Annotated in this window: 24 protein-coding genes; 15 read left to right on the plus strand and 9 right to left on the minus strand. The window is 71.7% G+C overall.

Annotated features, from left to right (window positions below; translation table 11 throughout):
- Positions 1-83 precede the first annotated feature (83 nt).
- Positions 84-551: an amidohydrolase family protein gene (locus K8625_RS22115; RefSeq protein WP_223750432.1), complete on the minus strand. Its 468-nt coding sequence runs from the start codon at positions 549-551 to the stop codon at positions 84-86.
- A 227-nt stretch (positions 552-778) separates the two neighbouring features.
- Here K8625_RS22115 and K8625_RS22120 point away from each other — a divergent pair, with 227 nt between their 5' ends.
- Positions 779-1,498 (plus strand): trimeric intracellular cation channel family protein, encoded by a 720-nt coding sequence (locus tag K8625_RS22120; protein WP_223750431.1) that lies wholly within the window; start codon positions 779-781, stop codon positions 1,496-1,498.
- 87 nt (positions 1,499-1,585) lie between these two features.
- Here the strand turns inward: K8625_RS22120 and K8625_RS22125 are convergent, their stop codons facing one another.
- Complete coding sequence (locus K8625_RS22125) at positions 1,586-2,701, minus strand: kelch repeat-containing protein (protein WP_223750430.1); 1,116 nt, start codon at positions 2,699-2,701, stop codon at positions 1,586-1,588.
- A 175-nt stretch (positions 2,702-2,876) separates the two neighbouring features.
- On the opposite strand from K8625_RS22125, the gene K8625_RS22130 reads away from it, so the two are divergent.
- Both K8625_RS22130 and K8625_RS22135 read left to right on the plus strand, forming a co-directional pair.
- Positions 2,877-3,779 carry a LysR family transcriptional regulator gene (locus K8625_RS22130; protein ID WP_223783811.1) on the plus strand — a complete coding sequence of 301 codons (903 nt, stop codon included), beginning with the start codon at positions 2,877-2,879 and terminating at the stop codon, positions 3,777-3,779.
- A gap of 86 nt (positions 3,780-3,865) precedes the next feature.
- Positions 3,866-4,363, plus strand: coding sequence for a DoxX family protein (locus K8625_RS22135; protein ID WP_223783812.1), 498 nt, complete (start codon positions 3,866-3,868; stop codon positions 4,361-4,363).
- Here K8625_RS22135 and K8625_RS22140 read toward each other — a convergent pair.
- Both K8625_RS22140 and K8625_RS22145 read right to left on the minus strand, forming a co-directional pair.
- Positions 4,330-5,670 carry a nicotinate phosphoribosyltransferase gene (locus tag K8625_RS22140; RefSeq protein ID WP_223783813.1) on the minus strand — a complete coding sequence of 447 codons (1,341 nt, stop codon included), beginning with the start codon at positions 5,668-5,670 and terminating at the stop codon, positions 4,330-4,332. The genes K8625_RS22135 and K8625_RS22140 overlap by 34 nt on opposite strands.
- A gap of 60 nt (positions 5,671-5,730) precedes the next feature.
- Positions 5,731-6,183 carry a co-chaperone YbbN gene (locus K8625_RS22145; protein ID WP_223750426.1) on the minus strand — a complete coding sequence of 151 codons (453 nt, stop codon included), beginning with the start codon at positions 6,181-6,183 and terminating at the stop codon, positions 5,731-5,733.
- 257 nt (positions 6,184-6,440) lie between these two features.
- Between K8625_RS22145 and K8625_RS22150 the strand changes: the two genes are divergently transcribed.
- The 4 genes from K8625_RS22150 to K8625_RS22165 all read left to right on the plus strand — a co-directional run bounded on the left by K8625_RS22150 (position 6,441) and on the right by K8625_RS22165 (position 11,297).
- Positions 6,441-7,454 carry a 2-hydroxyacid dehydrogenase gene (locus tag K8625_RS22150; protein ID WP_223783814.1) on the plus strand — a complete coding sequence of 338 codons (1,014 nt, stop codon included), beginning with the start codon at positions 6,441-6,443 and terminating at the stop codon, positions 7,452-7,454.
- Between the two features lie 33 nt (positions 7,455-7,487).
- Positions 7,488-8,777 carry a universal stress protein gene (locus K8625_RS22155; protein ID WP_223783815.1) on the plus strand — a complete coding sequence of 430 codons (1,290 nt, stop codon included), beginning with the start codon at positions 7,488-7,490 and terminating at the stop codon, positions 8,775-8,777.
- Between the two features lie 192 nt (positions 8,778-8,969).
- The gene (locus tag K8625_RS22160; protein ID WP_223750423.1) at positions 8,970-9,557 is read left to right on the plus strand and encodes a superoxide dismutase; all 588 of its coding nucleotides are present in this window, start codon (positions 8,970-8,972) and stop codon (positions 9,555-9,557) included.
- Positions 9,558-9,662: 105 nt separating this feature from the next.
- Entirely contained in the window at positions 9,663-11,297 is a 1,635-nt protein-coding gene (locus K8625_RS22165; RefSeq protein ID WP_223783816.1) for a hypothetical protein, read from the plus strand.
- 7 nt (positions 11,298-11,304) lie between these two features.
- Here the strand turns inward: K8625_RS22165 and K8625_RS22170 are convergent, their stop codons facing one another.
- Both K8625_RS22170 and K8625_RS22175 read right to left on the minus strand, forming a co-directional pair.
- The gene (locus K8625_RS22170) at positions 11,305-11,952 is read right to left on the minus strand and encodes a hypothetical protein (protein ID WP_223783817.1); all 648 of its coding nucleotides are present in this window, start codon (positions 11,950-11,952) and stop codon (positions 11,305-11,307) included.
- 133 nt (positions 11,953-12,085) lie between these two features.
- The gene (locus tag K8625_RS22175) at positions 12,086-13,144 is read right to left on the minus strand and encodes an SMP-30/gluconolactonase/LRE family protein (RefSeq protein ID WP_223783818.1); all 1,059 of its coding nucleotides are present in this window, start codon (positions 13,142-13,144) and stop codon (positions 12,086-12,088) included.
- A gap of 82 nt (positions 13,145-13,226) precedes the next feature.
- Here K8625_RS22175 and K8625_RS22180 point away from each other — a divergent pair, with 82 nt between their 5' ends.
- The 6 genes from K8625_RS22180 to K8625_RS22205 all read left to right on the plus strand — a co-directional run bounded on the left by K8625_RS22180 (position 13,227) and on the right by K8625_RS22205 (position 19,658).
- Complete coding sequence (locus K8625_RS22180) at positions 13,227-14,048, plus strand: hypothetical protein (protein ID WP_223783819.1); 822 nt, start codon at positions 13,227-13,229, stop codon at positions 14,046-14,048.
- A gap of 102 nt (positions 14,049-14,150) precedes the next feature.
- On the plus strand, positions 14,151-15,032 hold the full coding sequence (locus tag K8625_RS22185; protein WP_223783820.1) for a LysR family transcriptional regulator: 882 nt from the start codon (positions 14,151-14,153) through the stop codon (positions 15,030-15,032).
- Between the two features lie 98 nt (positions 15,033-15,130).
- Entirely contained in the window at positions 15,131-15,763 is a 633-nt protein-coding gene (locus K8625_RS22190) for a CHRD domain-containing protein (RefSeq protein ID WP_141332680.1), read from the plus strand.
- Between the two features lie 104 nt (positions 15,764-15,867).
- Entirely contained in the window at positions 15,868-17,475 is a 1,608-nt protein-coding gene (locus K8625_RS22195; protein ID WP_223750416.1) for an LVIVD repeat-containing protein, read from the plus strand.
- Positions 17,476-17,630: 155 nt separating this feature from the next.
- The gene (locus K8625_RS22200) at positions 17,631-18,815 is read left to right on the plus strand and encodes a hypothetical protein (protein ID WP_223750415.1); all 1,185 of its coding nucleotides are present in this window, start codon (positions 17,631-17,633) and stop codon (positions 18,813-18,815) included.
- 102 nt (positions 18,816-18,917) lie between these two features.
- Positions 18,918-19,658, plus strand: coding sequence for an SDR family oxidoreductase (locus tag K8625_RS22205; RefSeq protein WP_223750414.1), 741 nt, complete (start codon positions 18,918-18,920; stop codon positions 19,656-19,658).
- A 15-nt stretch (positions 19,659-19,673) separates the two neighbouring features.
- Here K8625_RS22205 and K8625_RS22210 read toward each other — a convergent pair whose 3' ends face one another.
- Entirely contained in the window at positions 19,674-20,342 is a 669-nt protein-coding gene (locus K8625_RS22210) for a metallophosphoesterase (protein ID WP_223783821.1), read from the minus strand.
- A gap of 3 nt (positions 20,343-20,345) precedes the next feature.
- Complete coding sequence (locus tag K8625_RS22215) at positions 20,346-21,260, minus strand: transcriptional regulator (RefSeq protein WP_223750413.1); 915 nt, start codon at positions 21,258-21,260, stop codon at positions 20,346-20,348.
- A gap of 196 nt (positions 21,261-21,456) precedes the next feature.
- Here K8625_RS22215 and alr point away from each other — a divergent pair, with 196 nt between their 5' ends.
- Positions 21,457-22,668 (plus strand): alanine racemase, encoded by a 1,212-nt coding sequence (alr, locus tag K8625_RS22220; RefSeq protein WP_223783822.1) that lies wholly within the window; start codon positions 21,457-21,459, stop codon positions 22,666-22,668.
- Between the two features lie 109 nt (positions 22,669-22,777).
- Here the strand turns inward: alr and K8625_RS22225 are convergent, their stop codons facing one another.
- Complete coding sequence (locus K8625_RS22225) at positions 22,778-23,773, minus strand: lysophospholipid acyltransferase family protein (RefSeq protein WP_223750411.1); 996 nt, start codon at positions 23,771-23,773, stop codon at positions 22,778-22,780.
- Between the two features lie 92 nt (positions 23,774-23,865).
- On the opposite strand from K8625_RS22225, the gene K8625_RS22230 reads away from it, so the two are divergent.
- Positions 23,866-26,616, plus strand: a complete 2,751-nt coding sequence (locus tag K8625_RS22230) for a M1 family metallopeptidase (RefSeq protein WP_223783823.1) — start codon at positions 23,866-23,868, stop codon at positions 26,614-26,616.
- Positions 26,617-26,639 lie beyond the last annotated feature (23 nt).

The raw sequence follows: 26,639 nt of genomic DNA on the forward strand, positions 1-26,639 counted from the left end.
CCATTCACCCCGCTCCCCCCGTCACGACGCATCGCTTCCGTCGCATGTCTTTTCATTTTCTCGCGCGATGAAGGCAGGCGGGCTCAGACGAGCCAGCCGCTCTCGTCGAGGAACAGGGCCTCGCTGAACACGGTGTCGTCGTCTTCCTTCGCGGCGCGCGCGTTGTCGAAGTAGAGGCTCTCGCCGTCCTTGACGATGTGCAGCACGCGCAGGTCCTCGCGGGCGCGGGGCGTGATGGTGAGTGGGTTGTCGGAGAGCACGACGAAGTTGGCGCGCTGACCGGGCTCGAGCGTGCCCTGAGGTTCGGCGTCGCCGGAGGCCGCGGCGTCGGTGGTGGTCGGGTCATCGACGATGGCGGGAATCATGGTGCCGCCCCGCAGCGAGACGACCTCCGTGTCGGGGCCGCGCAGCGCGAGGATGTCGGCGCGGGTGCCCACGGCGAGGATGCGGCCGGCCTGGACTGCGATGGCCTCGGCGGTGGGCTGCTGGTCGTTCATGGTGAGGAGGGTGCCACCCTCGAAGATGCGGTCCGCGGGCTGGGTGGGGCTCATGGCGTGGGCTCGGGGGAGGGGGTTGCTTTCAGCAAAAGGTGTTGTCGCGCGCGGAGCCCGTCCACGGGGGCGTGAGGTGTCGCGCCGTCGCCCGAGAGGTTGCCCGCCGGGGTGGGAGCGCCGTGCGGACGGTCCCTGGGCCTGTCGGCGTGTGTTGCCCGCGGCGCGTGGCGTCCCCACGCTGCCAGTGGGGTGGTGGAGCGCTGACGGGCCGCCTCGCGCATGCCATGTCACTCGACCTGACGGAACCGAATGTCCAGGAGCAGGTCATCTCGCTGGGGACGCTGGTGGCGGACCTGCTGGGGGTGTTCTCCGGCTCGGTGCTGGGCGCGCTGCTGGCCGAGCGTCGGAAGATGGACCTGATGGGCTTCCTGGTCCTGGGCCTCGTGTCCGGCGTGGGCGGCGGCATCCTTCGCGACACGCTGTTGCAGGTGGGGCCTCCGCTGGTGTTGGTGAAGCCGGCGTATCTGGTCGCGGCCTTCACGGGGGCGTTCGCCGCGTTCCTCTTCGAACTGCGGCACGGGCCGACGGTGAAGCTCTTGTCGATGCTGGACGCGCTGACGCTCGGCTCGTTCGCGGTGGCGGGCACGCAGCGCACGCTGGAGGTGGGGCTCAGTCCGGGGACGGCGGTGTTGATTGGCATCATCACCGCGTCGGGGGGCGGCATCATCCGCGACGTGCTCATCCGGCGCACGCCCACGGTGATGAGGCCGGAGCCCGGGTACTACGCCATCGCCGCGCTCGCGGCGAGCGTGGTGTGTCTGGCGTTCTCGCTCATGGGGCACAGGCGTCTGGCGTTGGCGGCGGGCATGGCGGTGGGCGCGCTGGTGCGGCTCATCTCCGTGCGGCGCGGGTGGAGGCTGCCGGTGAAGCGCTCGCGGCAGCCTCCCAGGAAGGGCGATGACTTCGGTGGGCCCCCGGACAGCGAGCAGTGGGTGAAGCCGTGAGGTGACGGCTCAGGGCTTCTTCTTCTCGCGGAGGACCTCGGCAGGGAGGTTGCGTCGGAGCGGACGCAGCAGCGCCGAGACGGCGGGCTACTCGGTGAACAGCTCCGCGGAGGAGTACAGCTCGGGCTCCTCCTGGCTGGTGCCGCCCGCCACGAGCACCTTGCCGTTGATGAGGCGCGTGGCGGTGTGGCCCTGCGTGGGCTGGTCATTGCCCACCACGGACAGCTGCCAGAAGGCCTGCGGGTCGTAGACCTCCGTGACGCCGCCAATCTGGTTGCGCGTGCCGCGCGCGACGAGCACCTTGCCCGACGGCAGCAGCGTCAGCGAGTGGCCCATGCGGCGCTCCTCGGTGGCGTAGGACGTGTACTCCCACTCGTTGTCCTCCGGCCAGAACAGCCACGCGCCGCTCGCGTACTGGCCCTGCTCCTGTCCCACGGCCAGCACCGCGCCCTGGTTCAGCAGGATGGCCGCGTGCCCGTAGAACGCGGGCGCCGCCGCGGCGGTGCTCCACGTGCCCGTGCTCACGTTGTAGACCTCGGCCGCGCCGACGACGCCGTCGTCGTTGATGGCCAGCACGTTGCCGGACGGCAGCCGCGTGAGGCTGGCGCGGCCCGCCACCACGGACGTCGAACCCGTCGCCGTCCACGTGCCCGTCGCCGGGTCATACAGCTCCGCGCTCTTCAGCGCCGTCGCCCCGAAGCCGCCGAACACCAGCACCTTGCCGGTCGACAGCACCACCGCCTTGTGGCCCCGCCGCGCCGTGGCCAGGCTGCCCGTGGCGCTCCACGTGTTCGTCGAGGGGTTGTACAGCTCCGCGCTCGCCAGCGTGCCGGCGCCCTGGCCGCCCACCACGAGCACCTTGCCCGAGGACAGGAGCGTCGCCGTGTGGTTCGAGCGCGTCTGGCTCATCGTCGCCGTCGCCGCCCAGGTGTTGGTGTTCGGGTTGTACGTCTCCGTCGACGCCGTCACGCTGCCCCAGCCGCTGCCGCCCGTGACGAGCACGTTGCCCGTCGGCAGCCGCGTCGCCGTGTGGTACGCGCGCACCTGGCTCATCGACGCCGCCGCGGACCAGGGCGAGGTGAAGGCCGCCCGCGTCTCGGCACGCGGCGCCTCGGCTGCCGCCGTGGTGGCGCCCGCCATCGTCGCCAGCGCTCCGCACAGTCCCAGGCCCAGCCACGTCTTCGCTGTGGTTGCTCGTGTCATCCGTTCCTCGTGGTGAATGGTGAGGCCCGCATTGTGACAAGTGGGACCGACGCTCCGGGCGGTCTTCCACGTCAACTCCGCGTGACGGCGGCATAACAGTCACCTGGTTGCATTGGAAATACGGTGTAGATGTGTGTATCTGGTCCTTGAGGTATGTCCGTGGCAGCCTGCGCGCGTGACGGAGCCTCTGTTCGATGACCTGCTGGGCCTCGCGTGCTTCGCGCGCGTGGTGGAGCACCGCTCGTTCACCCGGGCCGCGGCGGTGCTCGGGGTGTCCAAGTCGGTGGTGAGCGCGCGCATCTCCCGCCTGGAGTCCAGGGTGGGGGAGCGGCTGCTCATCCGCACCACCCGCAAGCTCTCCGTCACGGACGCGGGGATGGGGGTGTACGCGCATGCCGCGCGCCTGTTGGAGGAGGCGGGCGCCGCCACGCGAGGGGCCTCCGATGCGGGACGGGGGAGCCTGCGCGTCAACGCGCCCATCAGCTTCGCGCAGATGTACCTGGCCCGGCCCCTGGCGCGCTTCCTCGCGGCCCACCCGGGGGCTTCGGTGGAGGTGATGTTGAGCGACAGGCTGGTGGACCTGGTCGAGGAGCGGGTGGATGTCGCCTTGCGAATCACGCGCCTGCGCGATTCGAACCTCGTGGCGCGCAAGCTCGCGACCACCGCGCTGTGTGTCTGCGCGGCGCCCGCCTACCTGAAGCGCAGGGGGACACCCCGCAGGCCCGAGGACCTGTCGGACCATGCGTGCCTGCGCTACGCGCACCTGCGCGCCGAGGACGAGTGGCGCTTCCACGGCCCCCGGGGGCGCATCCCCGTGTCGGTGAGCGGTCCGCTGACGGTGGCCAACGGCACCCTGCTGCGCGAGGTGGTGGCGGAGGGAATCGGCCTCGCGGTGCTGCCGCGCTTCATGGTGGACGAGGACCTGCGCGCGGGGCGGCTCGTCACCGTGCTGGACGACTTCATGCCCAGGCCCGTGGGCATCCACGCGGTCCACGCGGCGGGGCGCTCCCCCGCGCCGCTGGTGCGCGCCCTGCTCGACGTGCTGGCCGCGGAGTTCCGTCCCGCGCGCTGGGGCTGAACGGACCGACGCACGGGATTGTCCTGCCAGCAGAACGATTCGTTCTCGACACAGGCCTTCCGCGGGAGCCGCCAGGCGCGCATTCCATGTCGCGTCAGCTCACCCGTCTTCCGGAGGTCGTCGTCATGCTCGGCAACGCATCCCATCCCGCCTCATCCGCCCTCGCCGCCACCGTGCTCCGCGTGTCCCTGGGGGTCGTGTTCCTGGCCCACGCGGGCGCCAAGTGGTTCATCTTCACCCTCGATGGCACCGCCCGGTTCTTCGTGGCCCATGGCTTCCCCGGGTGGACGGCCACGCCGGTGTTCGCCATGGAGCTGCTCGGCGGCCTCGCGCTCATCGCGGGCCTGCGGGTCCGCCTCGTGTCACTGGCGCTCCTGCCCGTGCTGCTCGGCGCCTTCGCGTCCCACGCCTCCCTGGGCTGGATGTTCACCAACCCGGGCGGAGGCTGGGAGTACGTCGCCTTCCTCATCATGGCGCTCGCCACCCAGGTCCTCCTCGGCAGCGGCGCCTTCGCCGTGGACGGCGTCCTCGCGCGAAGCGCCACCCAAACTCACGGCCCGGTCGCCCAGACCTCCACCTCGTGAGCCCGCGCCCGCGCCAGCCCGTCCCCGATGACGACCGAGTAGGGCGGCCTCGCTGGCTGCAGCGCCCGAATCTCCCTCGGCAAGCGCTCACGCTCCCGACGCGCGTACTCCCGCGCCTCGGCCAGTGACGCCACGGCCCCGGGCACGCGCTGTCCCGCGCGCATCACCGGCCGCAACAGCGGACGCCCCTGCGCCGCGTCTCCCCGCCGCACCAGCAGGTCGCGCCTCGCCACGCCGTCCTCCTCCTGCCGGTACACCTGCTTCGCCCCGGGGAGCAGCGCCTTGCCCGCGGACAGCTTCACCCGCGCCCGGCCCGCGTACTCCACCAGCTTGTAGGCCATGTCCAGCGAGGGTGCGTCCGCGGACACGCCCATCGCCGTGCCCACCCCGAAGCTGTCGATGGGCGCGCCCCGCGCGAGCAGCCCCGCCACCTGCTCCTCGTCCAACCCGCCACTGGCCACCAGTCGCACGCGCTGAAGCCCCGCCTCGTCGAGCAGCTCCCGCGCCGCCAGCGACAGCGCGAGCAGGTCCCCCGAGTCGAGCCGCAGCGCGCGCACGCGGAACTCCTCACCCCGCTCGCGCGCCAGCCGGATGACGTGCTGGATGCCCCGCAGCGTGTCGTACGTGTCCACCAGCAGCGTCGCGTCCGGATACACGCGCGTGAAGGCGCGGAACGCCTCCAGCTCATCGTCGTGCGACTGCACGTAGCTGTGCGCCATCGTCCCCGCGAGCGGAATCCCATACCGCTTCCCCGCGAGCACGTTCGACGTCGAGTCCACCCCCGCGAGGTACGCCGCGCGCGCCACCTTCAGCCCCGTGTCCGCGCCGTGGATGCGCCGCAGCCCGAACTCCATCACCGGCCGGCCCCGCGCCGCCTCCACCACCCGCGAGGCCTTGGACGCCGCCAGCGTCTGCAGATGCACCAGGTTGAGCAGGTACGTCTCCACCAGCTGCGCCTCCGGCAGCGGCGCCCGCACCTCCAGCAGCGGCTCCTGCGCGAAGACCGGCGTGCCCTCCGGCATCGCGTCCACGTCCCCGCTGAAGCGGAAGCGCTCCAACCACCGCAAGAGCCGGTCCGAGAAGCGGCCCGTCGACTCGAGCCACGCCAGGTCCTCGGACTCGAAGCGCAAGCCCTCCAGCGTCTGGAGCGCGTCCTCCAGGCCCGCCGCCACCAGGTAGTTGCGCTGGCGAGGCAGCCGGCGCGCGAAGAGGCTGAACACCCCCTCGTCCCACTGGCCCTCGGCCAGGTACGCCTCCGTCATCGTCAGCTGGTAGAGGTCCGTCAGCAGCGCGGCCTCGGACTCCATGTCGACTCCCCTCCTGCGCGGGCCCCGAGCCGAGGCGCGGGCCGCACTCGAATGCACGACTCAGGCCGTCACGCCCGCGCCTCCTTGCGCCGACGTCGCGCCCGCCACCCAGCGCTCCAGCTCCGGCTTCGGCATCACCCCGCTGCGCCGCGCCACCTCGCGCCCGCCCTGGAACACCACGAACGTGGGGATGCCCTGCACGCCGAGCGCGCTCGCGGAGCGCGGGTTCTGCTCCGTGTTGAGCTTGAGCACGAGCAGTCGCCCCGCCTGGGCCCGGCCCACCGCGTCCAGGATGGGGGCCGCCGCGCGACACGGTGCGCACCAGGGCGCCCACAGGTCCAACAGGATGGGCACCGGCGAGCCCAGCACCGCCCGGTCCAGCCCCTCGCCGTCCACCTCCTGCGGCGCGCCCGACAGGTCCAGCGCCCGGTGACACCGGCCACACTCGGGGTTTCCCGAGGGTCGGGGCTCTCTCACACGATTGAACGCACCACAGGCCGCGCAGCGGAACATGACGCCTCCTTCTCGACAGCCTCTCATTGCGAAAGGTAGGCCGCGCGGGGCCCCGGCGCGTCCCCCCGCGAGCACGTCACGCCGAGGGTACCGCCTGCCCGCCCGCCACGGTGCCCTGACTTTTTTGCGCCCTTTGTCGCGCATGCGCAGCTTTTTCGCGGTCCTCCATCGCGCCTGGGCCACGGGGAGGGCATGGTGTGGGCGTTGCAGGGAGCACCATCAGGACGGGCACCCGGTCCGTCGGCGGGAGGGCAGGCATGCGGCTGGCGGTATTCGACACCCATCGCTACGACCGGAGCGCGTTGGAGGATGCCAACGCGGACTTCGGCCATGCGCTGACCTTCCTGGAGCCCCGCCTCACGGCGCAGACCGCGCGGCTGGCGGAGGGCTTCCACGCCGTGTGCTCGTTCGTGAACGACCGCGTGGACGCGGCCACGCTGGAGTTGCTGCGTGCGTGCGGCGTGCGGCTCGTGGCCACGCGCTCGGCGGGCTACAACCACATCGACCTGGAGGCCGCGCGGCGGCTGGACGTGCGGGTGACGCGCGTGCCGGAGTACTCACCGCACGCGGTGGCCGAGCACGCGGTGACGCTGGTGCTCTCGCTCAACCGCCACATCCCCCGCGCCTTCGCGCGCGTGCGCGACTGGAACTTCTCGCTCGACGGCCTGGTGGGCTTCGACCTGGCGGGCAAGACGGTGGGCATCGCCGGAACGGGCCGCATCGGCCGCGTCGCGGCGCGCATCTTCCGGGGCTTCGGCTGTGACGTCGTCTGCTTCGACGCTGTCGCCGACGCGGCCTTCGCGCGCGAGGTGGGCGCCCGCTACGTGACGCTGGAGGAGCTCTACGCCGTCAGCGACGTCATCTCGCTGCACGTGCCGCTGACGCCGGGCACCCACCACATGGTGGACGCGAAGGCGCTGGCACGGATGAAGCGCGGCGTGGTGCTGGTCAACACGGGCCGGGGCGCGCTCATCGACAGCCGCGCGCTCATCGACGCGCTCAAGTCCGGCCACATCGGCGCGGCGGGGCTGGACGTGTACGAGGAGGAGGAGGGCGTCTTCTTCCAGGACCTCTCCGGCCAGGTGCTCCAGGACGACGTGCTGGCGCGGCTGCTCACCTTCCCCAACGTGCTCGTCACCTCGCATCAAGCCTTCCTCACCCGTGAGGCGCTGGGCAGAATCGCCCACACCACGCTCGCGAGCGTCCGGGCCTTCGAGCGCGGCGAGCCCCTGGTCAACGAGGTGCGCGTGGAGCAGGTGCGGCCCGCGTGAACCCCATCCCGTAGCCGACTCGAGGAGTCCCCCATGTCCATCGTCTGCGCCACCAACTTCTCCGATGCCGCGCGCCGCGCGTGTGACGTCGCCGCCGAGCTTGCCCGGAAGGCGAACGTGCCGCTGTTCCTGGTGCACGTGCTCAACCCCAACTCCGCGCGGGCCTTCGGTCCCTCGCTGCTCCAGGCGGCCGAGGCCGCGCTGGGTGACGAGGCGAAGCGGCTGTCCCAGAAGGGCGCGCGCGTGGAGCAGGAGCTGCGCACCGGCGAGCCCTCCGCCGAGGTCGCCGACGTGGCCCGCCAGCGCCTGGCCATGCTGGTGGTGGCGGCCTCGCCCAGCAAGGAGGCGCCGTTCCTGGGCGTCGGCGGGACGGTGGACCGGCTGGCGCAGTCGCTGGAGGTGCCGCTGCTCGCCGTGCAGGACGCGAACGCCATGGAGGCGTGGGCGCGGGGCCAGCGGCCGCTCAAGGTGGTGCTGGGCGTGGACCGCTCGCTGCCGTACGAGGCCGCGCGCGAGTGGGTGCGCGCCCTGGGCGTGTGGGGCCCGCTGGACGTGGTGGGCGCGCGCGTGGTGTGGCCGGACGAGGAGTACCGGCGGCTGGGTCTGCCGCGGCCCATGGAGCTGGCGGAGGTGACGCCGGAGCTGCGCGCGGTGCTGGACAAGGAGACGCAAGCCCTGGTGACGCCGCTGGGCACGCAGGGCGTGAAGGTGCGCACGGTGCTGGAGCCGTCCCTGGGCCGCATCGCGGACCACCTGGTGGAGCTGGCCGCGCGCGAGCAGGCGGACCTGCTGGTGGTGGGCACGCACCACCGCCGGGCGCTGGGGCGCATGTGGAGCGTGTCCCACAACGCGCTCCGGCTGGCGCGGGTGTCGGTGGCCTGCATCCCGTCGCAGGCGATGGCGCCGGGCGTGGACGCACCCCTGCCGTCGTTCCGCGAGGTCATGGTGGCCACGGACTTCTCCGAGACGGGCAACCACGCGGTGGCGCACGCCTTCGGCCTGGTGCCTCCCGGGGGCAAGGTCTACCTGGTGTCCGTGGCGGAGCTGGGCTCGCAGGTGGACACGGAGCGGGGCCGGCTGATGGCGCTGGTGCCGCGCGAGGCGGAGGCCACCGGACGCCGCGCGCAGGCGGAGGTCATCATGGATGCGCAGGACGTCGTCACCGCGCTGGTGCAGACGGCGGAGCGGCTGGGCGTGGACGCGGTGGTGATGGGGACCCACGGACGCACGGGGCTCAAGCGCGCGCTGCTCGGCTCGACGACGCAGGCGGTGCTGTCGCGCACCTCGCGGCCCGTCCTGCTGGTGCGGCCTCCCACCGTGTGAAAGGCGACGCTCCACGCGCGGGCCCGCCCACCCGGAGGGCGGGCCCTCGTACGACGCGTCGAAGTGTTGACCCGAGGATGGCCGGGGGGCTCCAGCAGGTTGGCGGCACGCCAATGGATTGGAGTCAGGCCCTCTTCCCGGGTGGGATGGTGGTAGGTGTCCTCGTCCCTTTACCCTGGAAAGGACCTGACCATGGCCGTCACGCTGCCCCCTCTTCCCTACGCCCATGACGCCCTCGCTCCGCACATGAGCAAGGAGACGCTGGAGTACCACCACGACAAGCACCACGCGGCGTACGTGAACAACCTCAACAAGCTGCTGGACGGCAAGGCCGAGGCCAACAAGTCCCTGGAGGAGATCATCCTCAGCAGCGACGGCGGCGTGTTCAACAACGCGGCCCAGGTCTGGAACCACACCTTCTTCTGGAACTGCATGAAGCCCAAGGGCGGCGGGCTGCCCACGGGCGAGCTGCTGGCGGCCATCGAGCGCGACTTCGGCTCCTTCGACAAGTTCAAGGAGGAGTTCTCCAACGCGGCCGCCACGCAGTTCGGCTCCGGCTGGGCGTGGCTGGTGCTGGACAAGAACAAGCTGGCCGTCACCAAGACGAGCAACGCGGACCTGCCGATGAAGCACGGCCAGAAGGCGCTGCTGACCATCGATGTGTGGGAGCACGCGTACTACATCGACCACCGCAACCTGCGGCCCAAGTTCATCGAGACGTTCCTCACGCACCTGGTCAACTGGGACTTCGTGGCGGACAACCTCCTCAAGAAGGGCTGAGGTTTCCACCGGGGGGTGGCTTTCCAAGGCGGGCTGTCATTGGGTTGAATGACAGCCATGGCCCTTGCCGCCCCCCGTTGGTCGTCCCACCGCCGGAGCCGGGGCGTGACGAAAGCCCTGGTGCTCGTGGCGCTCTGTCTGGTGATGGGCGCCGCGGCCGGGCTGTTCGTCCTGAAGCAACGCGGGTTGTCCGGCGAGGGAGGCCCCACCGCGCGGGCCCCTGTCGTGTGGTGCGAGGGTTTGCCGGTGGAGCGCTGCGGGCAGCATCCGCGCGACTGCCGCGTCTTGGCCTACTGCGATGGCGTGAAGTTCTGCGCGGCGACGACGGCAGCGCCTGAGCCCTGTGGCGCGGCGGGCGAGCGACCCGAGGGCATCGAGGGAGGGGCTGACGGGGCGGCCTCGCTCGTGGAGGTGGCGGAGGAGCCGGTGATGGAGGCCGTGCTCCGCTCGGACGGGTTCCGCCTGGGTGAGCTCATCGCCTCCGGGCGTGGCATCAACCTGCCGGGCAGGTCCAAGGCCACGCGGAACCTCTCGCCGCTGATGGCGGCGGCCGAGAAGGCGGATGTGGCCATCACCCGGCTGTTGCTCTCGTCGGGGGCGGACCCCTCCCTGCGGGTGCCCCGGCACGCGGAGGCCTGGCCGCCCCATGGGTGGACCGCGCGGTGCTTCGCCCGTTTCCAGGCGCTGTCCGCGGTGGAGGCGGGGCTCGTGGGCGCGAACACGGAGGAGGAGGGGTGTCTGCGGGAGGCGGACCTCCTGTCGGCGTTCCGGAGCCGGGACTCCTCGCGCGCCCTCTCGCTGAGCCGCGAGCTGCGCGGAAAGGTGCAGGTCCGGGTGCTCGAGCGGGCCGCGGAGCTCTCCCTCAAGCACCGCAGCCCCTTGTTGATGCGCGCGGCGGTGGGCGCGGGCTGGGTTCCGCCGAAGGGCAACGAAGCCAGCTTCGAGAGCTGGCCCGCCTACCGGGCGTTGCTCCAGCGGGACCTGCAGAGCCTGGAGGTCCTCGTGGAGGCGGGGGCGCGGTGGCCGCCGCTCGCGGAGCTGGCCCGGCTGGGACATGCGGACCTGGTGCGGCGCTCCCTCGAGGCGGGGGCGGACCCGAATGCCCAGCTGCCTCGGCTGCCCACGCCGCTCGTGGCGGGGGTGCAGTCGGGGAGCAGCTCGGTCGTCGACGTGCTGCTCGAGAAGGGCGCCGACCCGAACCTGCCGAGCCGGGGGGACGTGATGCCCCTGGGCGCCGCGGTGAACCGCCCGGGGGGCGCTCCCGCGGACGAGGAGATGGTGGGGCTGCTGCTGGAGGCGAAAGCGAATCCCAGCACGGCGGGGAAGGTGGGCGCCCTGTTGTACGCGGCGACGGGGGCCTGTCGTCCGAGCATGATTCCCCTGGTGCTGAGCCATGGGGCTCGCTGGGACAAGGCCACCCAGGGCGCGTTCCTGTATCTGTCGGCCCTGGACGCCCGCAGGTGCCCGGACGCCTCGAAGCTGGAGCTGCTCCAGGCCCTGCTCGCGGCGGGTGTCACGCTGAGCGCCGAGGACGCGGAGCGCCACGATGCGCGGTGGCGCGAAGCCATCCTCCATCCCCCCTTCGCGCGGGTCCTGCGTCAGGCGGGGCTGGTGCTGGCGCCCGTGCCTCCCAAGCCGGTGCATGAGAAGCACCTGCTCCTGTTCGACTCCGCGGACAGGGGCAAGGACCCGCGTGGCGAGCCCCGGTGGAACAACGCCGCGTCCTCCGACGCGCCGTGAGGTCCGCTCAGAAGGCGATGCCCGTCTGGATTTGCGGCCCGAAGCTGAAGCCGCTGTCGCCCGGCGCGCCGGTGAAGAACAGCGGCAGGTCCAGCTCGAGGAACCACTTGAGGTGTTCGGTGATGGGGAAGGGCTTCACGACGATGGGCACGACGCCCAGGTTGAACGGCTGGCCCGCGCCCACCTGCATGGCCAGGCGCACGCCGGCGGTGAAGCCGCCGAAGTTGTAGAGCAGGCCCGGGTCCACCACGAAGCTGGTGCCCACCCGCTCCGGCTCGCCGTCCTTCTCGAAGTCCCAGCGGCTGAAGGCGATGAACTCGAAGTCGAGCGTCCACTGCTCGGTGAGCTTCAGCGAGATGCCGGGCGTCAGGCCCAGGGAGAAGAAGTCCCCGCCGATGACCGTGGTGTCATCGTCGGTGATGTTGAGCAGCGGCAGCGCGAAGCCCACGTGACCGCCCAGCCGTGGATACATGGCCGCCATGCCGGAGCCGCCCATGGCGGCCTCTTCGTGGTGACGGCGGTGCCGCTTGTCCTTCTTGAGTGAGTACCCGGAGCTGGGGCGCCAGTCCTCGCCCGCGTGCTCGGTGGCCTGCGCGCTCCAGGGCGCGAACGTCGCGAGCAGCCCACCCAGCCCCACCATGCCTCGCCAACCCATCCGACTCCCCATGCAGCCATCCCCCTCGTGACACTTCGCCCTACCTCGACACGACGGAGGGTGGGGAGCCCCTCAAGTCAGGACAAGCCGGCCGGGACTGGGGGACAAGGGGCGCGTCGGATTCTGGTGGGCCTCAGGGCAGCTCGCAGTCGAGGAAGTCCTTCTCGAAGACAGGGCCCAGCAGCATCCGCTTGCCGAAGACGGCGGCGGTGGCGGTGGCGGAGGTCTGCTGTCCGTCGTCGAGGAAGACCTCGGTGACCTTCATGTCCGCGTCGGTGCCGGACAGGCGCAGCACCTGGGCGGGCGCGCGGGCCTTGCCGGTGGTGTCGCCCGCATAGGCGGCGAAGTCGAGCAGCTTCGGATGGGCGGCGACCCAGAGGTTGCCCTCGGCGTCGAGCTCGATGTTGTCCGGGCCGGTGTCCAGCGCGAGCGAGTGGCGCAGGGTCAACGCGCCCGTCTCCACGTCGCGCGAGTAGCTGTCGAGCGTGCGACCCACGGCCTGCGCCAGGTACACCGTGGCCCCGTCGTGGGAGCGGTTGATGCCATTGGCGTACGTGGTGCCCTCGATGACCTTCTTGAAGCGCTGGCCGTCGAAGTAGAGGACGTTGCCCTGGCCCAGCTGGAGATAGTCCTCCAGGGTCTGCCAGAAGCCCGGCGGGTTGCCGTGGTCGTTCGTCACGTAGAAGCGCTCGGCGTCCACGGCGACCACGTCGTTGGGCGAGACGAGCTCGGGGCCCTCGCGGGTGGCGCGGTGGACGAGCAGGCCATCGCTGCCCACCTCGAAGCGCTCGATGGTGTTGCGGTGCCCCGGGAGGTGGTTCACGACGAAGAGCGTCTGCGCGCCGGTGGGGTCCACGTACAGGCTGATGCCGTGGGGCTGGAAGGTGCCCTGGAAGCTCCCGGTCAGCAGCACCGGCGGCGTGTCGCCATCGAGCGAGTAGCGGTAGATGTCGCCCCGGACGGGGGCGCCGGCCGCCATCGCCGCGCGGCGGTCATGCGAGGACACGTAGGCGTACTCGCCGCTCGGATGGAAGGTGAGGTCCTCCGCGCCGGGCATGCCCGACACCGGCTTGCACCTGCCGGGGGCGTGGGGGGCGATGGAACGGAACTGACCCGCGTCTCTCATTGTCTTGAGCGCGAAACCCGCGAGCAGCACGCACAGCACGCCCGCGACCATCAGGAGTTTCTTCATGGGGATTGGGAGGCAGGGAGGAGGAATCCCGCAGGCTACCACGGCGGTATGGAGGCGGCTGGGGCCCTGGCGCCAGGTCCTGGTGACGGGGGGCTTCTTGCTGTGGCTGAGCCAGTCGCGCGGGGCCCTCTGGGACGTCCGCCCGCCGGAGCCGACGACGGTGTACCTGCCGGTCTCGCGGGTCGAGGGGCCCTCCGGGCCGATGCGCACCTTCGAGGATGGGATTGACGTGAGGGGGCGCGTGCTCGACGCGCGCGGCAGGCCCGTGGCCCGGGGCTTCGTCTCCTTCACGCTGCCGGGCGGCCTGTGTGGCAACGAGCCTCGGATGAAGGGGCGGGTGGCGTTCACCGAGGGCGTCTTCCGGGTGGAGCTCCCCCACGCGAGGTTCGTGACGGTGGTCGCGGAGGACGGCCGCGCGAGCTCGGTCCGCGTCGAGCCAGGGCTGTTCCGGAGGGTGGAGGTGACGGCGGTGCTGCCGGACCACCCGACCGCGCCCTCGGGCGCGGACGCCGTGCTGCCCTGGGCACGGCCCGAGGGGCCCATCGACGAGATGTCCGAGCGGCGCTCGCCGCATGAGGCGCGCCAGGCCGCGGCGCTGACAGGCCCCCCGCGCACCGCCTGTGAGTACCTGGCGGGCGCGCGCTTCGAGACCGTGGCGGTCCCCTCACAGGGGGCCCGGGAGGTCGAGTTCCCCGTGACGTCCGCGGGGGAGCTCACGTTGGACCTGGGGCGCTTCGTCGGGTCATCCCCGGTGGACTGCGACGGCTGGAGCCTGGTCAAGGTGGACCGGTCCTGGATGACGCGGCAGCGCGTGGGCCACGTGGAGCCGTCGACGGGGCGACTCGTGCTCGAGGGCGTCGAGTACCTGCGCGCGGGCCCGGTCCACGGGGGCCGCGTGTACTGAGCCGCGCGTGCCGGACGCTTCCGGGCGCGGAGGGCGGGCTCGCGCGGGCGGGCGGGCTTCAGGGAAGATGCGCGCGGTGGCCTCCACCGGAGCGAGGACGGCATGGACCTGGAAGAGTTGCGAGCCTTCGTGGGCGTGGCGGAGACGGGCTCGTACCTGGAGGCGGCGGAGGTGCTGGCGGTGTCGCGCACCACGCTGCGCAGGCGCGTGGAGGCGCTGGAGGCCCGCGCGGGCGTGCCGCTGCTCACGAGCACCCGGACGGGCATCATCCTGACGGAGGCGGGGGCCCTGCTCGCGCGCCGGGGCCGCTTGATGATGCAGGAGACGAGCGCGCTGGTGGCGTCGCTGCGCGAGGTGGGGCACACGCCCTCCGGCACCCTGCGGGTGGTGCTGCCGGTGGGGATGCCGCCGCACCTGCTGGCGCCGCTCTTCGGGCTCTTGAGGACCACCTATCCCCAGCTGCGCGTGCACGCGCGCTTCAGCGAGCACCCTTTGTCGGAGTCGCTGGAGGACGTGGACCTGGCGGCGCACTTCGGCGACGCGCTGCCCCGCGGGCCATGGCTGTCGCAGGTGGTGCTGCGCGTGCGCGAGGGGCTGTGGGCCAGCGAGACCTACCTGCGCCAGCGTGGCGTGCCCGCCTCCGTGGAGGACCTGAAGGCGCACGAGCTGTTCTGCTGGCAGGCGCCCGGTGACGACGCGAGCGTGTGGCCCACGCTCACGGGGGCCCCGTTCCCGGTGGCGCCCGCGCTCATCTCCACCGACATCCACTTCGTCCGCGTGTGTTGTCTGGCGGGGCAGGGCATCGGCCTGATTCCCAGCGTGGAGCTGCCGGACCCGGCGGGAGGGGACGCGCTGGTGGCGGTGCTCCCGGACGTGGTGGGCCGGGTGCGCCCCTTGAGGCTGAGCGTGCCGGAGGCCCTGAGCGAGATTCCCAAGGTGCGCCAGGTGCTCACGCACATCCGCCAGTTCCTCGAGCCGCTGTGATGGGGCGGGGCGGCCATCGGGTGGCCATCTTCGGCCATCCGCGGGCCCTCGCATCCACGCTACGCCAGGAGCGTCTCATCCCCGCCCTGGAGCCCGCCATGCGTCCGTTGCTGATGTCGCTCGTGTCGACCTGTGTCCTCGTGTCCTCGGCCCACGCCAAGGACCCCGCGCTCGGGGCGAGCACCTTCACCGTCTACGAGGCGTTCCTCAGCCCCGCGCAGGAGCCGGGTGAGGAGTCGGAGGTGCCCAAGCTGTTGGAGAAGAGCCTGGGCGCCACCGCGCCCTCGACGCCGCGCGAGGCGCGCAAGTCCCGCGGGCACGGCGTGCTGCGCTTCAGCAAGGATTTGACCCGGGCCTACGTGGAGGTGGAGATGACGGGCGTCAATCCCGCGGACATCCTCATGTTCCACATCCACTGCGGGCCGCCCGGGGTGCTCGGGCCGGTGGTGGTGGACTTCGGGGAGCTGGGCAACCTGTCGAAGACGCTCGCCAACGGGCGCTGGTCCGTGGAGCTCACCAACGCCAACGTCACCTTCGTCAAGGAGATGAAGGGCATCAAGCCCGGGCTGCCGGAGAGCTGCCCCGCGGAGCTGGGGTTCCTTGCCCAGACGCGGACGCTGGCCAGCCTGGAGTCCCTGGCGCGCAAGGGCGTGCTCTACTTCAACCTGCACACCAAGGCGCATACCTATTACGGGGAGATGCGCGGGCAGCTCTACGCCGCGCAGCCCTGAAGGTTCCGCGCCGCCGGCGCAATCGTCTGGCTTTTCGTTCGATATGCGGGAGGGACCCCGGACGTTGGGAGTCCAGGGGCCGGAACACATGAACGAGGAGCTTCATGACGAACCGGTGGAAAGGTGGCGTGCTCTGGGTCCTGCTCTGCGCGGGGATGGGGAGCGCGTGTTCCCGCGAGCTGGATGACGTGGTGAAGGTGCCCGTGGAGCAGGGGCCCTCCCACAGACTGGAGGACCACGGGGACTGGTCCACCGAGCCGCTCGCCGCCTGCCCGGTGCTCCCCGCCGGGAGTACGAGCGCCGCGTGCGGAACGCTGGAGTCCTTCGACCTGTCGGCCTGCTCGCGCGACAGCCTGGGGGCGGTGCGGGGCGCGGGCATCTTCACCCTGCATGTCATTGGCAATGACATCCTGACGAACGACAACAGCCAGGGCACCGGAGCGGTGCGCATCCTGGAGGACGGGCGCGTGTTCCAGGATGGCGTGCCCTTCCCGGAGTCGCGCCTGGATGAGAGCACCTTCTTCGCCTCGCGCGGCGGCACGCTCCCGGATGGGCGGGCGTACCGGACGTCGATGGTGGGGTGCAAGGCGGAGGGCTCGACGCGGCTGACGGGCTGCTTCGTGAACTGCCTGGGTGGCACGCCGGCGTTCCAGGGCACCTTCGAGCTGGAGAAGGTCCGCCGGCGCGAGGGCGAGGCGGAGGGCTCCAAGCTGGAGCTGGTGGGTGAGGGCGTGGTGCCCCAGGGCACGGTGGCCGACGTCTTCGTCACCAAGGGCCACGCCTACGTGGTGTCGCTGGAGGATGCGTTCAAGGGGCCCGGCGGGCTCTACGTGTTCGACCTGGCGGACCGCAAGGCGCCCCGGCTGGTGAAGAACGTGTTCTTCCCGGGGGACAGCTACTGGAACGGCGTGTGGGCCAAGGACGACGCGCTGTATGTCGCCAGCGCGGCGCGGGGGCTGCTGGTGTTCGACATCTCGGACCCGGCGGACCCGGTGCTGGTGAGCGCGCTGCCGGGCGGAGGTGCGGTCAACGTGCACACCGTTTTCGTGGCGATGGACCGGCTGTATGCGATGTCCATCTCGCCGGCGCCGGTGACGCTCATCTTCGACGTGAAGAACGCGCGGGAGCCGGTGCTGCTCGGTCGCTACGCGGACCCGAGCGTCAATCCCAGCGTGGCCTCCTTCCCGCATGACGCCACGGCGTGGGGCAACCGGCTGTTCGTGAATCACTGGCGCGCGGGCCTGCTGATTCTCGACGTGAGCGACCCGGCGAACGTGGTGAAGGTGGGGGAGTATGTCTATCCGCGCTCCACCAGCCACACGAACCGCTGGCACTACGTGAACAACCGCCTCATCGTCTTCGAGGGCGGCGAGGACTGGGGAGGGCACGTGCGGGCCATCGACATGACGGACCCGAAGGACCCCATCCTCGTCGGCGAGTACCGGCTCACCCCGGGCGTCTCCGTGCACAACATGGAGCTGAAGGGGAATCGGCTCTACCTGAGCCATTACCAGCACGGCGTGCGGGTGCTGGACGTGTCGCGGCCCTCGGAGATGAAGGAGGTCGCCTACTACAACACCTGGCGGGCGACGGACCGGGCGCGGGGGTTGATGTTCTTCGACGGCGCCATCGGCGTGCGCATCCCGGATGACGGCCACGTGTATGTCATCGACACCTCGCGGGGCCTGCTCATCTTCGAGGAGGTGGAGTAGCGGACGTGACGCCGCGCCGGAGGTGGGCCTCGTGTCCGCCTCCGGCGGTGGGGTCCTCCTCCGGGATGACTGGCATGGTCTCGCGCGGGCCTCCTGGCCTACGCTCGCGCGGGGTGCCGGGTCATTCGAAGTCGGGAGCCGGAGAGATGGGCTCGATGAAGCGTTACGGGTGGATGGTGGTGTTGCTGCTCGCGGGCGGCTGTGGTTCGCGTCACCACGGGCCGACGGTGCACGAGCGCCGGGCGGCGATTCGGGCCGACCATGCGGGCAAGTATGGCGGCGAGGGCTTCCAGGCCACGCAGTGGGGCATGTCGCGCGCGCAGGTGCGGGCGCTGTACCCCGAGGCGCTGGTGACGGCGCGCGAGGACCTGGTGGTGTCGACGACGCTCGGGGAGCGTCCGGCCCGGGTGTTCTTCCTCTTCGCGGGAGACAAGCTGGGCTCGGTGTTCGTGCGCTTCGCGACCCCGGAGGTCCTGCGGGACGAGCACCAGCAGATGGTGGAGGTGCTGAACGCGAAGTACGGGCGGCCCCGGAAGCGAGGCTCGTCGCGACGTGTGTTGAAGTACCGCGAGTCCATCGACCTGGCGTGGCTGCTCACCAAGACGTCGCCGCCCGCGGCTGAGTGGGCGCCCGCGCGGCGAGATTCCGCGTTCGGGACGAGCGAAGCACCGGCGGAGGCGATGTCCTCGCCGCCGCTCGTGGAGGAGTCGGGGAGGGTGACCGTGGCGCCTCCCGTGGAGGCGCAGGCGATGGAAGGGCGGGCGGGGAGCGAGGCATCCGCTCAGGCGCAGTCGACGGGAGGACAGGCGGAGATCGCGACACCCGCGCAGGAGCAGTCGACGGGAGGACGCGCAGGGAGCGCGGCACCAGCGCGGGCGCAGGCGACGGGAGGACAGGCGGGGAGCGAGGCACCCGCGCGGGCCCAGGCGAGCGGAGTTCCTGCGGACGATGCGATGGCCTCATCGCGCGAAGGGGCTCGGGAGGGCGAGGCGCAGATGGACGTGCCGCCGCTCGTGGCGGTCGAGCAGGACGCGATGGACGAGGCGCCGCCGCCGCTCGTGGAGGCCCAGGTGGACGATGACGACCGGCCTGACGCGTACGACGACACCCAGGAGGAACCCTCTTCTCCGGAGCCGGAGATTCGCGCGTCCCGGAACGGGTACGTGGTCGTCGCCCGCTGGAAGGCCCCGGAGACGGCGGTCCGGCTCCTGGGCTACCAGGTGGCGCGAGACCGCCTGCTGACGCTGCTCTACGAGAGCGATGCCTACGGCGAGGAGATTCGCGAGGAGATGGAGGGGCGGCTCGCCGCGGAGCTGCGCAAGCAGGCCCGCGACTTCTAGCGGACAGTGACGGCGGACCCCGCGTCACTCCCTGCTTCCCGCCGAGCGAAAGACATGGTTCCTCCCGGCTTTCGTCACGGAAGTCCGGCCGGGAGGAATCACATGAGCATCCAGGGTTCGAAGGTCGCCCTCGTCACCGGGGCATCGCGAGGCATCGGCGCGGCGGTCGCGGAGCGGCTCGCGCGGGACGGCTTCAGCGTCATCGTGAACTACTCGAGCTCCGCGGGGCCCGCGGAGGCGCTCGTGCGTGACGTCGAGCGGGCCGGCGGCAAGGCCCTGGCCGTGAAGGCGGACATCAGCAAGAGCGCCCAGGTGCGCGGCATGTTCGACGCGGCCGAGAAGGCCTTCGGCGGCGTGGACGTGCTGGTCAACAACGCGGGCATCATGACGCTGTCGCCCGTGGCGGACATGGAGGACGCCGCCTTCGAGCGGCTCGTCGCCGTCAACCTCCAGGGCACCTTCAACACCCTGCGCGAGGCCGCGCGCCGGCTGCGCAAGGGCGGGCGCATCATCAACTTCTCCTCCAGCGTGGTGGGCCTGCTGCAGCCCACGTACGCCGTCTACGCGGCCACCAAGGCGGGCGTGGAGGCGATGACGAGCGTGCTGGCCAAGGAGCTGCGCGGCCGCGACATCACCGTCAACGCCGTGGCCCCCGGCCCCACCGCCACGGACCTGTTCCTCGACGGCAAGCCCCAGGAGGTCGTGGACCGGCTGGCGAAGCTGGCCCCGCTGGAGCGGCTGGGGCAGCCCGTGGACATCGCGTCGGTGGTCTCCTTCCTCGCGGGCCCCGACGGCGCGTGGGTCAACGGGCAGGTGCTGCGCGCCAACGGCGGCATCATCTGACGCGGAGTGCCCGCCTCACGGCGAGCCGTGCACATCGACATAGGCGCGCTGGGCCGGCACGGACACGAGCCGGCCCTCCGGCATCACGTACGCGGTGAGCCGCCCGCCGTACACGCAGCCCGAGTCGAGCCCCACCGCGTGCGGATGCCGCTGCACGCCGCGCATGGCGTCGTGGCCGAAGATGACCAGCTCCGGCCCCTTCCAGCAGCTGGCCCAGGGCACGCCGCCGTCCACCCGCTTCGACGGCGTCCCGTCCGGGGCGATGCTGCGCAGGTTGAGCAGCTCGTCCGCGCGCTGCGCCTCCAGGGGAACTCCCGGCACCAGCCCGCCGTGCACCGCGAGCACGTTCAGCTCCGGGAAGCGGCGATACAGCGGCTGCGCCTCCAGGTACGCCCAGTCCTCGGCGCACAGCGTGTCGAGCACCTGGCGGTGCTCCTTGCCCAGCTTCTTTCCCTCGGGCCCGCGGCCCGAGTGCCAGCGCAGCACGTGCGCGTCGTGGTTGCCGCGCACCGCGAGCATCCCCAGCTCGCGCGCCCGCCGCACCACACCCGCCGAGTCCGGCCCCTTCGCGACCAGGTCCCCCACCAGCACCACGCGGTCGTCGGGGCACCAGCCGCACGCGGTCAGCAGCGCGTCCAGCTCCCGCGCGCAGCCGTGCACGTCGCCGATGAAGAGCGTGCGCATCGCTCACTCCACCTTCGAGCGCAAGAGGCGGCTCAGGTTGACGTCGAGCTGGCTGGAGATGAGGCGCAGCACGCTGTCGAGCTGCGAGCCGGTCAGCCGCAGCTTCTCGGTGAGCAGGCGCCGCGTCTCCTGGAGGAGCGACTCCTGCGCGGCCACCACCCAGCGCGCCGCCGTGGAGCGGTGCACGCCGTACAGCGCGCCCAGCTGGTCGATGCTCAGCCCGTCCAGGTACTTCATGCGCAGGAAGTTGCGCTGACGCGCCTCCAGCGTGCCGAGCGCGGTGGTGAACGACGCGCTGAACTCCGCGCGGTACGTGTTCTTCAAGTAGACGAGCTCCGGGTCGTCCCCGGGCGCGACGAGCAGCGACAAATCCCCATCATCCGCCTGGGGGTGTCCGCCGCGCTGGCGCTGCCAGTCGAGCGCGAGCCACAGCGCCGCGGCGCGCACCCAGCCGCTCAAGGGACCCGTGCCGGGGTAGGCCGCCAGCCGGGCGGGGGCATCCTGGCTGCCCACCAGCATGCGCTGGCGCAAAAGCTGGCGGACCTCGTCGAGCCCCGAGGGCGGCAGCTTCAGCCGCGCCACGGCGGCGTTCACCTCGGGCATGAAGCTCGCCTCGAAGGCACTCAACGCGGAGGGGAGCTGGTCCGCCGCCGCGCGCGCCAGGTAGACGTCCGGGAGGTGGAACTTCTCCACGTCCTCGGAGGGGGCCTGCGCGGGGAGCAGCCGCGCCAGGTGGACGACGAAGCGCGCGCCGTCCAGTTCCACCCCGGGCCACGCCGCGCGCGCCGTACCCAACACGCGCGCGAGCAACGCCTGAAGCGGGGGCAGCGACTCCGGCGCGCAGGGGACACCTCGCGCCGCGATGAAGGCCTGGGCCAGGGAAACGTCCGGGGAGGACACGCCGTGGGACGATAGCACCCCCCTCCCGTAATCCAGATTCGACCATTTCCGAAGTGAACGCTTGTTTGCCCCGTCTCGTGACGGGAGTGGGACGCCTGGGTGCCTTGTGTGACAAGGGGCTCGCCTGTCCCGGAAACGGGCGCCCGCGGCCCCTGGACCGCGCGCTCCCTGGCCCGGCCATTGCTGGTATGGGACGGGAGTCGACGTCGCGGAGGTGCACGTGGAGTCCATTGGTGGCGGGCCTGGGGACGCGGCTCATACCTCGTGGTTGGAGCTGAGCGCGGGTGCGCTGAGGCACAACGTGGAGGTGTTCCGGGCGCTGGAGGGGGGCAAGGGGCCCTCGGGGGCACTGGGAGTGGTGCTCAAGGGCAACGCCTACGGACACGGGCTGTCGCAGGTGCTGCCGGTGGTCCATGGGCGGGTGGACATCCTGTACTTCATCGCGCCGCAGGACGCGCTGCGGGTGCGGGAGCACGAGCGGGCCCAGGGCCTTGCTCCCCGGCAGGTGGTGGTGCTGGGGGCGGTGGCGCCGGAGGAGGCGGTGGTGCTGGCGCGGGAGGGCGTGGAGGTGGTGGTGGCCGACCGTGGTTGGGAGGCCGCGGTGCCGGTGCTGCGCGCGGCCAGGCTGGCTCGGCCGCTGCGGGTCCATGTCCACATCGACACGGGCCTGGGGCGCGAGGGCTTCACGTTGGAGCAGCTGCCCGGGGAGACGCGGTTCCTCGTGGACGCGCGCGACGTGCTGGAGGTGGTGGGCGGGCTGAGCCACTTCGCCAACACGGAGGACGTGACGGAGCAGGGGTACGCGCTGGCGCAGGTGGACGCGTTCGAGACGGGGCTGGGGCTGCTGTCGGCGCAGCTGGGGACCGGGCGGGTGTTGCAGCGGCACATCGCCGCGAGCGCCGCGACGCTGGTGCTGCCCCGGGCGCGCTACGAGGCGCGGCGGGTGGGGATTTCGTTGTACGGGCTGTGGCCGTCGGCGGAGACGCGGCTGTCGGCGCGGCTGGTGCTGGGCGAGGTGCCGTCCTTGCGGCCGGTGTTGTCGTGGCGGTGCGGGAGTCAGGTGGTGAAGTGGCTGCCGGCGAATGCGTACGTGGGCTATGGCTGCACGTACCGGACGTCGGAGCCCACGCGCATCGCTGTATTGCCGGTGGGGTACTACGACGGCTACCCGAGGCTGGCGTCGGGCAAGGCGCACGTGCTGGTGAACGGGCGGCGGTGCGCGGTGCTGGGGCGCGTGATGATGAACCACCTCATCGTGGACGTGACGCGGGCGACGCCGGACGAGCGCCCCGTGACGGCGACGCTGCTGGGGCGCGACGGCGAGGAGTCCATCACCGCCGAGGCGCTCGCGGGCTGGGCGCAGACCATCCACTACGAGGTCGTCACGCGCCTGGGCGCGCACCTGCGCCGCGTGGTGGTGGAGTAGGGCCCCGGTCAGCGCTTCGCGTCCATCCCAGCGGGCGCCGGACGCCGCCCGGGTGGTCGCGCGGCGGCATCACGCGGCCGCGCGATGGGGGCAGCCGGGCGCGCGCGCCTCAGCGCTTCGCGTCCGTCGCCGCGGGCGGCTGCACCTTCCAGCGGCGGTGCAGCCACATCCACTGGTCGGGGTACTTGCGGATGCAGCGCTCCAGCGCGGCGGTGATGCGCGCGGTGTGCTCCGTCACCGGGTCCGCGCACTCACCGGGCGCGGGCGCCGGGATGGGGCCCTCCACCTCCAGCCGGAAGCGCGCGCCCTTGCCGCTGCGCACGCCCATCACCACGAACACCGGCGCGCCCGTGCGCTGCGCGGCCACCGCGCACGCGGGCGTGGTGGACGCGAGCCGACCGAAGAACGGCACGAACACCGCGGCCTTCGCCGGCAGCGCCTGGTCCAGCAGCATGTAGGGCGACTCGCCGCGCTCCACCGCCTCCGAAATCTCCTGGATGGCGCCGCGCGGATAGATGAGCCCCGCGCCGCAGCCCAGCCGGTTCTCCGCGATGCGCGTGTTGAGCGCGCCCTTGAGCGGACGCACCAGCGCGTCGATGCCCACGCCCCAGCGAATCAGCATGTCGCCGAGCAGCTCCCAGTTGCCGAAGTGCGCCGTCACCAGCAGCGCGCCCTGGCCCGTGGCCACCCGGGCCCGCAGCGCGTCCCAGGCCTCCTGGCCCACGACCCCCTGCTCGCCCCAGTCGGCGGGCAGCCGGTCCCCACCGGGAATCGACTCCAACACCACGCGCGACATGTTGATGTACGCGCCCCGCGCGATGTCGCGCCGCTCCGCGTCGCTCTTCTCCGGCAGCCCGCGCGCCAGGTTGTCCATCACCACGCGGCGACGGATGCCCAGCGTGTACGCCAGATTGCCCACGAAGCGGGCGAGTGCGTCGCGCGACTGGGGCGACAGCCAGGTGATGAAGGCGAAGACGGGCCGCGTCAGGAGCTTCACCAGCGCGCCGGGCGGCGTGCCGATGATGCGGCGCAGATGCTCCGCGGGCTGCTTCTGGGCGTTCGTTACCGGGACGACCTGGTCGGAAATGGGAGCGGAGGCGGACACGCGGGCACTCCACCCCGAAGTGAAGTTTCCGGCAAGGACACACTCGCGCTCGGCGCTACCCTGGCTGCTCGGCATAAGACACACTGCGCGCCATGCCCAACCTGCTCCGTCCGGTGGCGCTGGCCACCGTTGCCCTGTTGTCCGCATGCGGTGCCCGGCAGACCCCGCCGGCCACCGAGCCCGTGGCGACCACCGCCGCGGCTCCCTCCACCGCGGCCCCCACGCCGCCCACGCTGCGCCTGCCCAAGGACGTGCGTCCCAAGGGCTACGCCGTGGAGCTCACCCTGGACCCGAAGGCCTCCGCCTTCCAGGGCGTCGCGGAAATCGGCCTCGACGTGTCGAAGCCCACCACCGTCGTGTGGCTGCACGGCAAGAACCTCACCGTGAAGCAGGCCACGCTGACGCAAGGAGGCACGCCGCGCGAGGCGACCGTGCACCGGAGCGAGGCGGGAGACTTCCTGGGCTTCTCCGTGAAGGAGCCGCTGACGCTGGGCACCGCGAAGCTGCGCGTCGTCTACGAGGGCATCGCCTCCGAGAAGGAGACGGATGGCGCCTTCCGCGTGAACGAGGGCGGTGACTGGTATGTCTTCACCCAGTTCGAGCCCATCGACGCGCGCCGCGTCTTCCCGTGCTTCGACGAGCCCGAGTTCAAGGTGCCCTGGCAGTTCACCTTCCACGTGCCCGCGGGCAACGTGGCCGTCACCAACACGCCGCAGCTGGCAGAGGAGGCCCGCCCCGACGGCGGCCGCACCTACCGCTTCGGCCGCACGCAGCCCCTGCCCAGCTACCTCATCGCCTTCGGCGTGGGCCCGTTCGACTTCCTGGAGGCGGCCGACTCCGGACAGAAGAAGGTGAAGACGCGCATCATCACCCCGCGCGGCCGCACCGTGGAGGGCACGTACGCCGCCAAGGTGACGCCCGAAATCCTCGCCGCGCTGGAGGCGTACTTCGGCATCCCCTACGCATACGAGAAGCTGGACGTCATCGCGGTGCCGCTGCTCGGCGGCGCCATGGAGCACCCGGGCCTGGTGACGTTCAACTCGCAGCTCATGCTGTCCAAGCCGGAGGAGGACTCCATCGGCCGCCAGCGCGCCTTCTCGGAGACGCAGGTGCACGAGCTGGGGCACCAGTGGTTCGGCAACCTCGTCACCCTGGCGTGGTGGGACGACCTGTGGCTCAACGAGTCCTTCGCGTCCTGGGTGACGCCGCGCATCGTCGAGTCCTGGCAGCCGACGTGGGACGCGCCGGTGGAGCGCGTGCAGGACCGCAGCCGCTCGCTGGACGCCGACAGCCTCTTGTCCGCGCGCCGCATCCGCCAGCCCATCGACAGCGCCAATGACATCCACAACGCCTTCGACGGCATCACCTACGGCAAGGGCTCCGCGGTGCTGACCATGACGGAGGAGTGGCTGGGGCGCGAGGTGTTCCGCAAGGGCATCCAGCGCTACATGAAGAAGCACGCGCACGCCAACGCCACGGCGAAGGACTTCCTGGACGCGCTGTCGGCGGAGGCCGGGCAGGACGTGACGGGCGTCTTGAGCACGTTCCTGGACCAGGGCGGCGCGCCGCTGGTGACGGCGACGCTCGAGTGTGGCGCGGGCCAGCCCAAGGTGGTGCTCACCCAGCAGCGCTACCTGCGCCTGGGCTCGAAGGCGCCCCAGCCGCAGACGTGGAAGGTGCCCGTGTGCGTGAAGTACGCGGTGGGCAACAAGGACGCGAAGGCGTGCACGGTGCTGGAGGGCGAGCGCGCCGAGGTGGCCCTGACGGAGGCGAAGACGTGCCCGGCCTGGGTGTTCCCCAACGCGGAGGGCGCGGGGTTCTTCCGCATCCAACTGGCGGGCGAGGCGGCGAAGAAGCTGACGAAGGCGGGCATGGCGAGGCTGTCGCGCGCGGAGCGGGTGGCGCTCTTGGGCGACGTGCGGGCGCTGGCGCTGGCCGGGGCGCTGCCGGCCTCGGAGGCGCTGGCCCTGGCGGAGCGCTCGGCGCACGACCCGGACCGGGTCATCGTCGAGAGCACCATGGAGATGCTGGACCTGGTGAGCACGCGGCTGCTGCCGGAGAGCCGGCATGCGGACCGGGCGCGCTTCCTGCGTGAGACGTACGGCCCCCGGGCCCGGGAGTTGGGCTTCGTGCCGCGCAAGGGCGAGAGCGAGGACACGCGGCTGTTGCGTCCCCGCGTCATCCGGCTCGCGGGCCGCGACGGCGCGGACCCGAAGCTGGTGGCGGAGGCGAAGGGGCTCGCGGACAAGTGGCTCGTCAACCCCGCGGCGGTGGACCCGGAGATGGTGGACGCGGTGCTCTCCATCGCCTCGGCGCACGGGGACGCGGCCTTCCAGCAGAAGCTGCTGACGGCGGTGCGCTCGGAGAAGGACCGCTCGCGGCGCGGGGACATGATTCTGGCGCTGAGCGGCTTCGTCGACCCGGAGCTGGTGAAGCAGAACCTGGGGCTCGTCTTCGAGAAGGGGATGGACCCGCGCGAGACGGTGTGGATGGCGTTCGCGGCCTCGCAGCACGTGAAGACGCAGGGCGTGGCGTTCGACTTCGTGACGAAGAACTACGACAAGCTCGTGGGCGACTCGCCGGACGCGCTCCTGCCGCAGGACGCGGCGGGGCGGCTGTCCTTCGTGGGCCGCGCGTTCTGCGGTGAGGAGCAGCGCAAGGCGCTGGCGGAGTTCTTCACGCCGCGCGCCGAGAAGGCCCCGGGGGGGCCTCGCACGCTGGCGCAGGTGCTGGAGTCGGTGGACCAGTGCGTGGCGCTGAAGGCCGCGCAGGCCCAGAGCGTCGAGTCGTTCCTCGACGGCCGCGTCACCCACCCCCAGCCGAAGCTGCAGAAGACGCGCTGAAGCGGGTGTCGCGCAAAGCCCGG

It is taken from the genome of Myxococcus sp. AS-1-15 (assembly GCF_020037055.1).
Lineage (GTDB): Bacteria > Myxococcota > Myxococcia > Myxococcales > Myxococcaceae > Myxococcus > Myxococcus fulvus.

What these genes read in the sequence shown, in the direction of transcription:
- K8625_RS22210 (WP_223783821.1), bottom strand. Translation starts at nt 20,342, where the DNA reads ATGCGCACGCTCTTCATCGGCGACGTGCACGGCTGCGCGCGGGAGCTG.
- K8625_RS22160 (WP_223750423.1), top strand. Translation starts at nt 8,970, where the DNA reads ATGGCCGTCACGCTGCCCCCTCTTCCCTACGCCCATGACGCCCTCGCT.
- K8625_RS22135 (WP_223783812.1), top strand. Translation starts at nt 3,866, where the DNA reads ATGTCGCGTCAGCTCACCCGTCTTCCGGAGGTCGTCGTCATGCTCGGC.
- K8625_RS22185 (WP_223783820.1), top strand. Translation starts at nt 14,151, where the DNA reads ATGGACCTGGAAGAGTTGCGAGCCTTCGTGGGCGTGGCGGAGACGGGC.
- K8625_RS22120 (WP_223750431.1), top strand. Translation starts at nt 779, where the DNA reads ATGTCACTCGACCTGACGGAACCGAATGTCCAGGAGCAGGTCATCTCG.
- K8625_RS22145 (WP_223750426.1), bottom strand. Translation starts at nt 6,183, where the DNA reads ATGTTCCGCTGCGCGGCCTGTGGTGCGTTCAATCGTGTGAGAGAGCCC.
- K8625_RS22115 (WP_223750432.1), bottom strand. Translation starts at nt 551, where the DNA reads ATGAGCCCCACCCAGCCCGCGGACCGCATCTTCGAGGGTGGCACCCTC.
- K8625_RS22205 (WP_223750414.1), top strand. Translation starts at nt 18,918, where the DNA reads ATGAGCATCCAGGGTTCGAAGGTCGCCCTCGTCACCGGGGCATCGCGA.
- K8625_RS22140 (WP_223783813.1), bottom strand. Translation starts at nt 5,670, where the DNA reads ATGGAGTCCGAGGCCGCGCTGCTGACGGACCTCTACCAGCTGACGATG.
- K8625_RS22150 (WP_223783814.1), top strand. Translation starts at nt 6,441, where the DNA reads ATGCGGCTGGCGGTATTCGACACCCATCGCTACGACCGGAGCGCGTTG.
- K8625_RS22170 (WP_223783817.1), bottom strand. Translation starts at nt 11,952, where the DNA reads ATGGGTTGGCGAGGCATGGTGGGGCTGGGTGGGCTGCTCGCGACGTTC.
- K8625_RS22175 (WP_223783818.1), bottom strand. Translation starts at nt 13,144, where the DNA reads ATGAAGAAACTCCTGATGGTCGCGGGCGTGCTGTGCGTGCTGCTCGCG.
- K8625_RS22190 (WP_141332680.1), top strand. Translation starts at nt 15,131, where the DNA reads ATGCGTCCGTTGCTGATGTCGCTCGTGTCGACCTGTGTCCTCGTGTCC.
- K8625_RS22155 (WP_223783815.1), top strand. Translation starts at nt 7,488, where the DNA reads ATGTCCATCGTCTGCGCCACCAACTTCTCCGATGCCGCGCGCCGCGCG.
- K8625_RS22200 (WP_223750415.1), top strand. Translation starts at nt 17,631, where the DNA reads ATGAAGCGTTACGGGTGGATGGTGGTGTTGCTGCTCGCGGGCGGCTGT.
- K8625_RS22195 (WP_223750416.1), top strand. Translation starts at nt 15,868, where the DNA reads ATGACGAACCGGTGGAAAGGTGGCGTGCTCTGGGTCCTGCTCTGCGCG.
- K8625_RS22125 (WP_223750430.1), bottom strand. Translation starts at nt 2,701, where the DNA reads ATGACACGAGCAACCACAGCGAAGACGTGGCTGGGCCTGGGACTGTGC.
- K8625_RS22230 (WP_223783823.1), top strand. Translation starts at nt 23,866, where the DNA reads ATGCCCAACCTGCTCCGTCCGGTGGCGCTGGCCACCGTTGCCCTGTTG.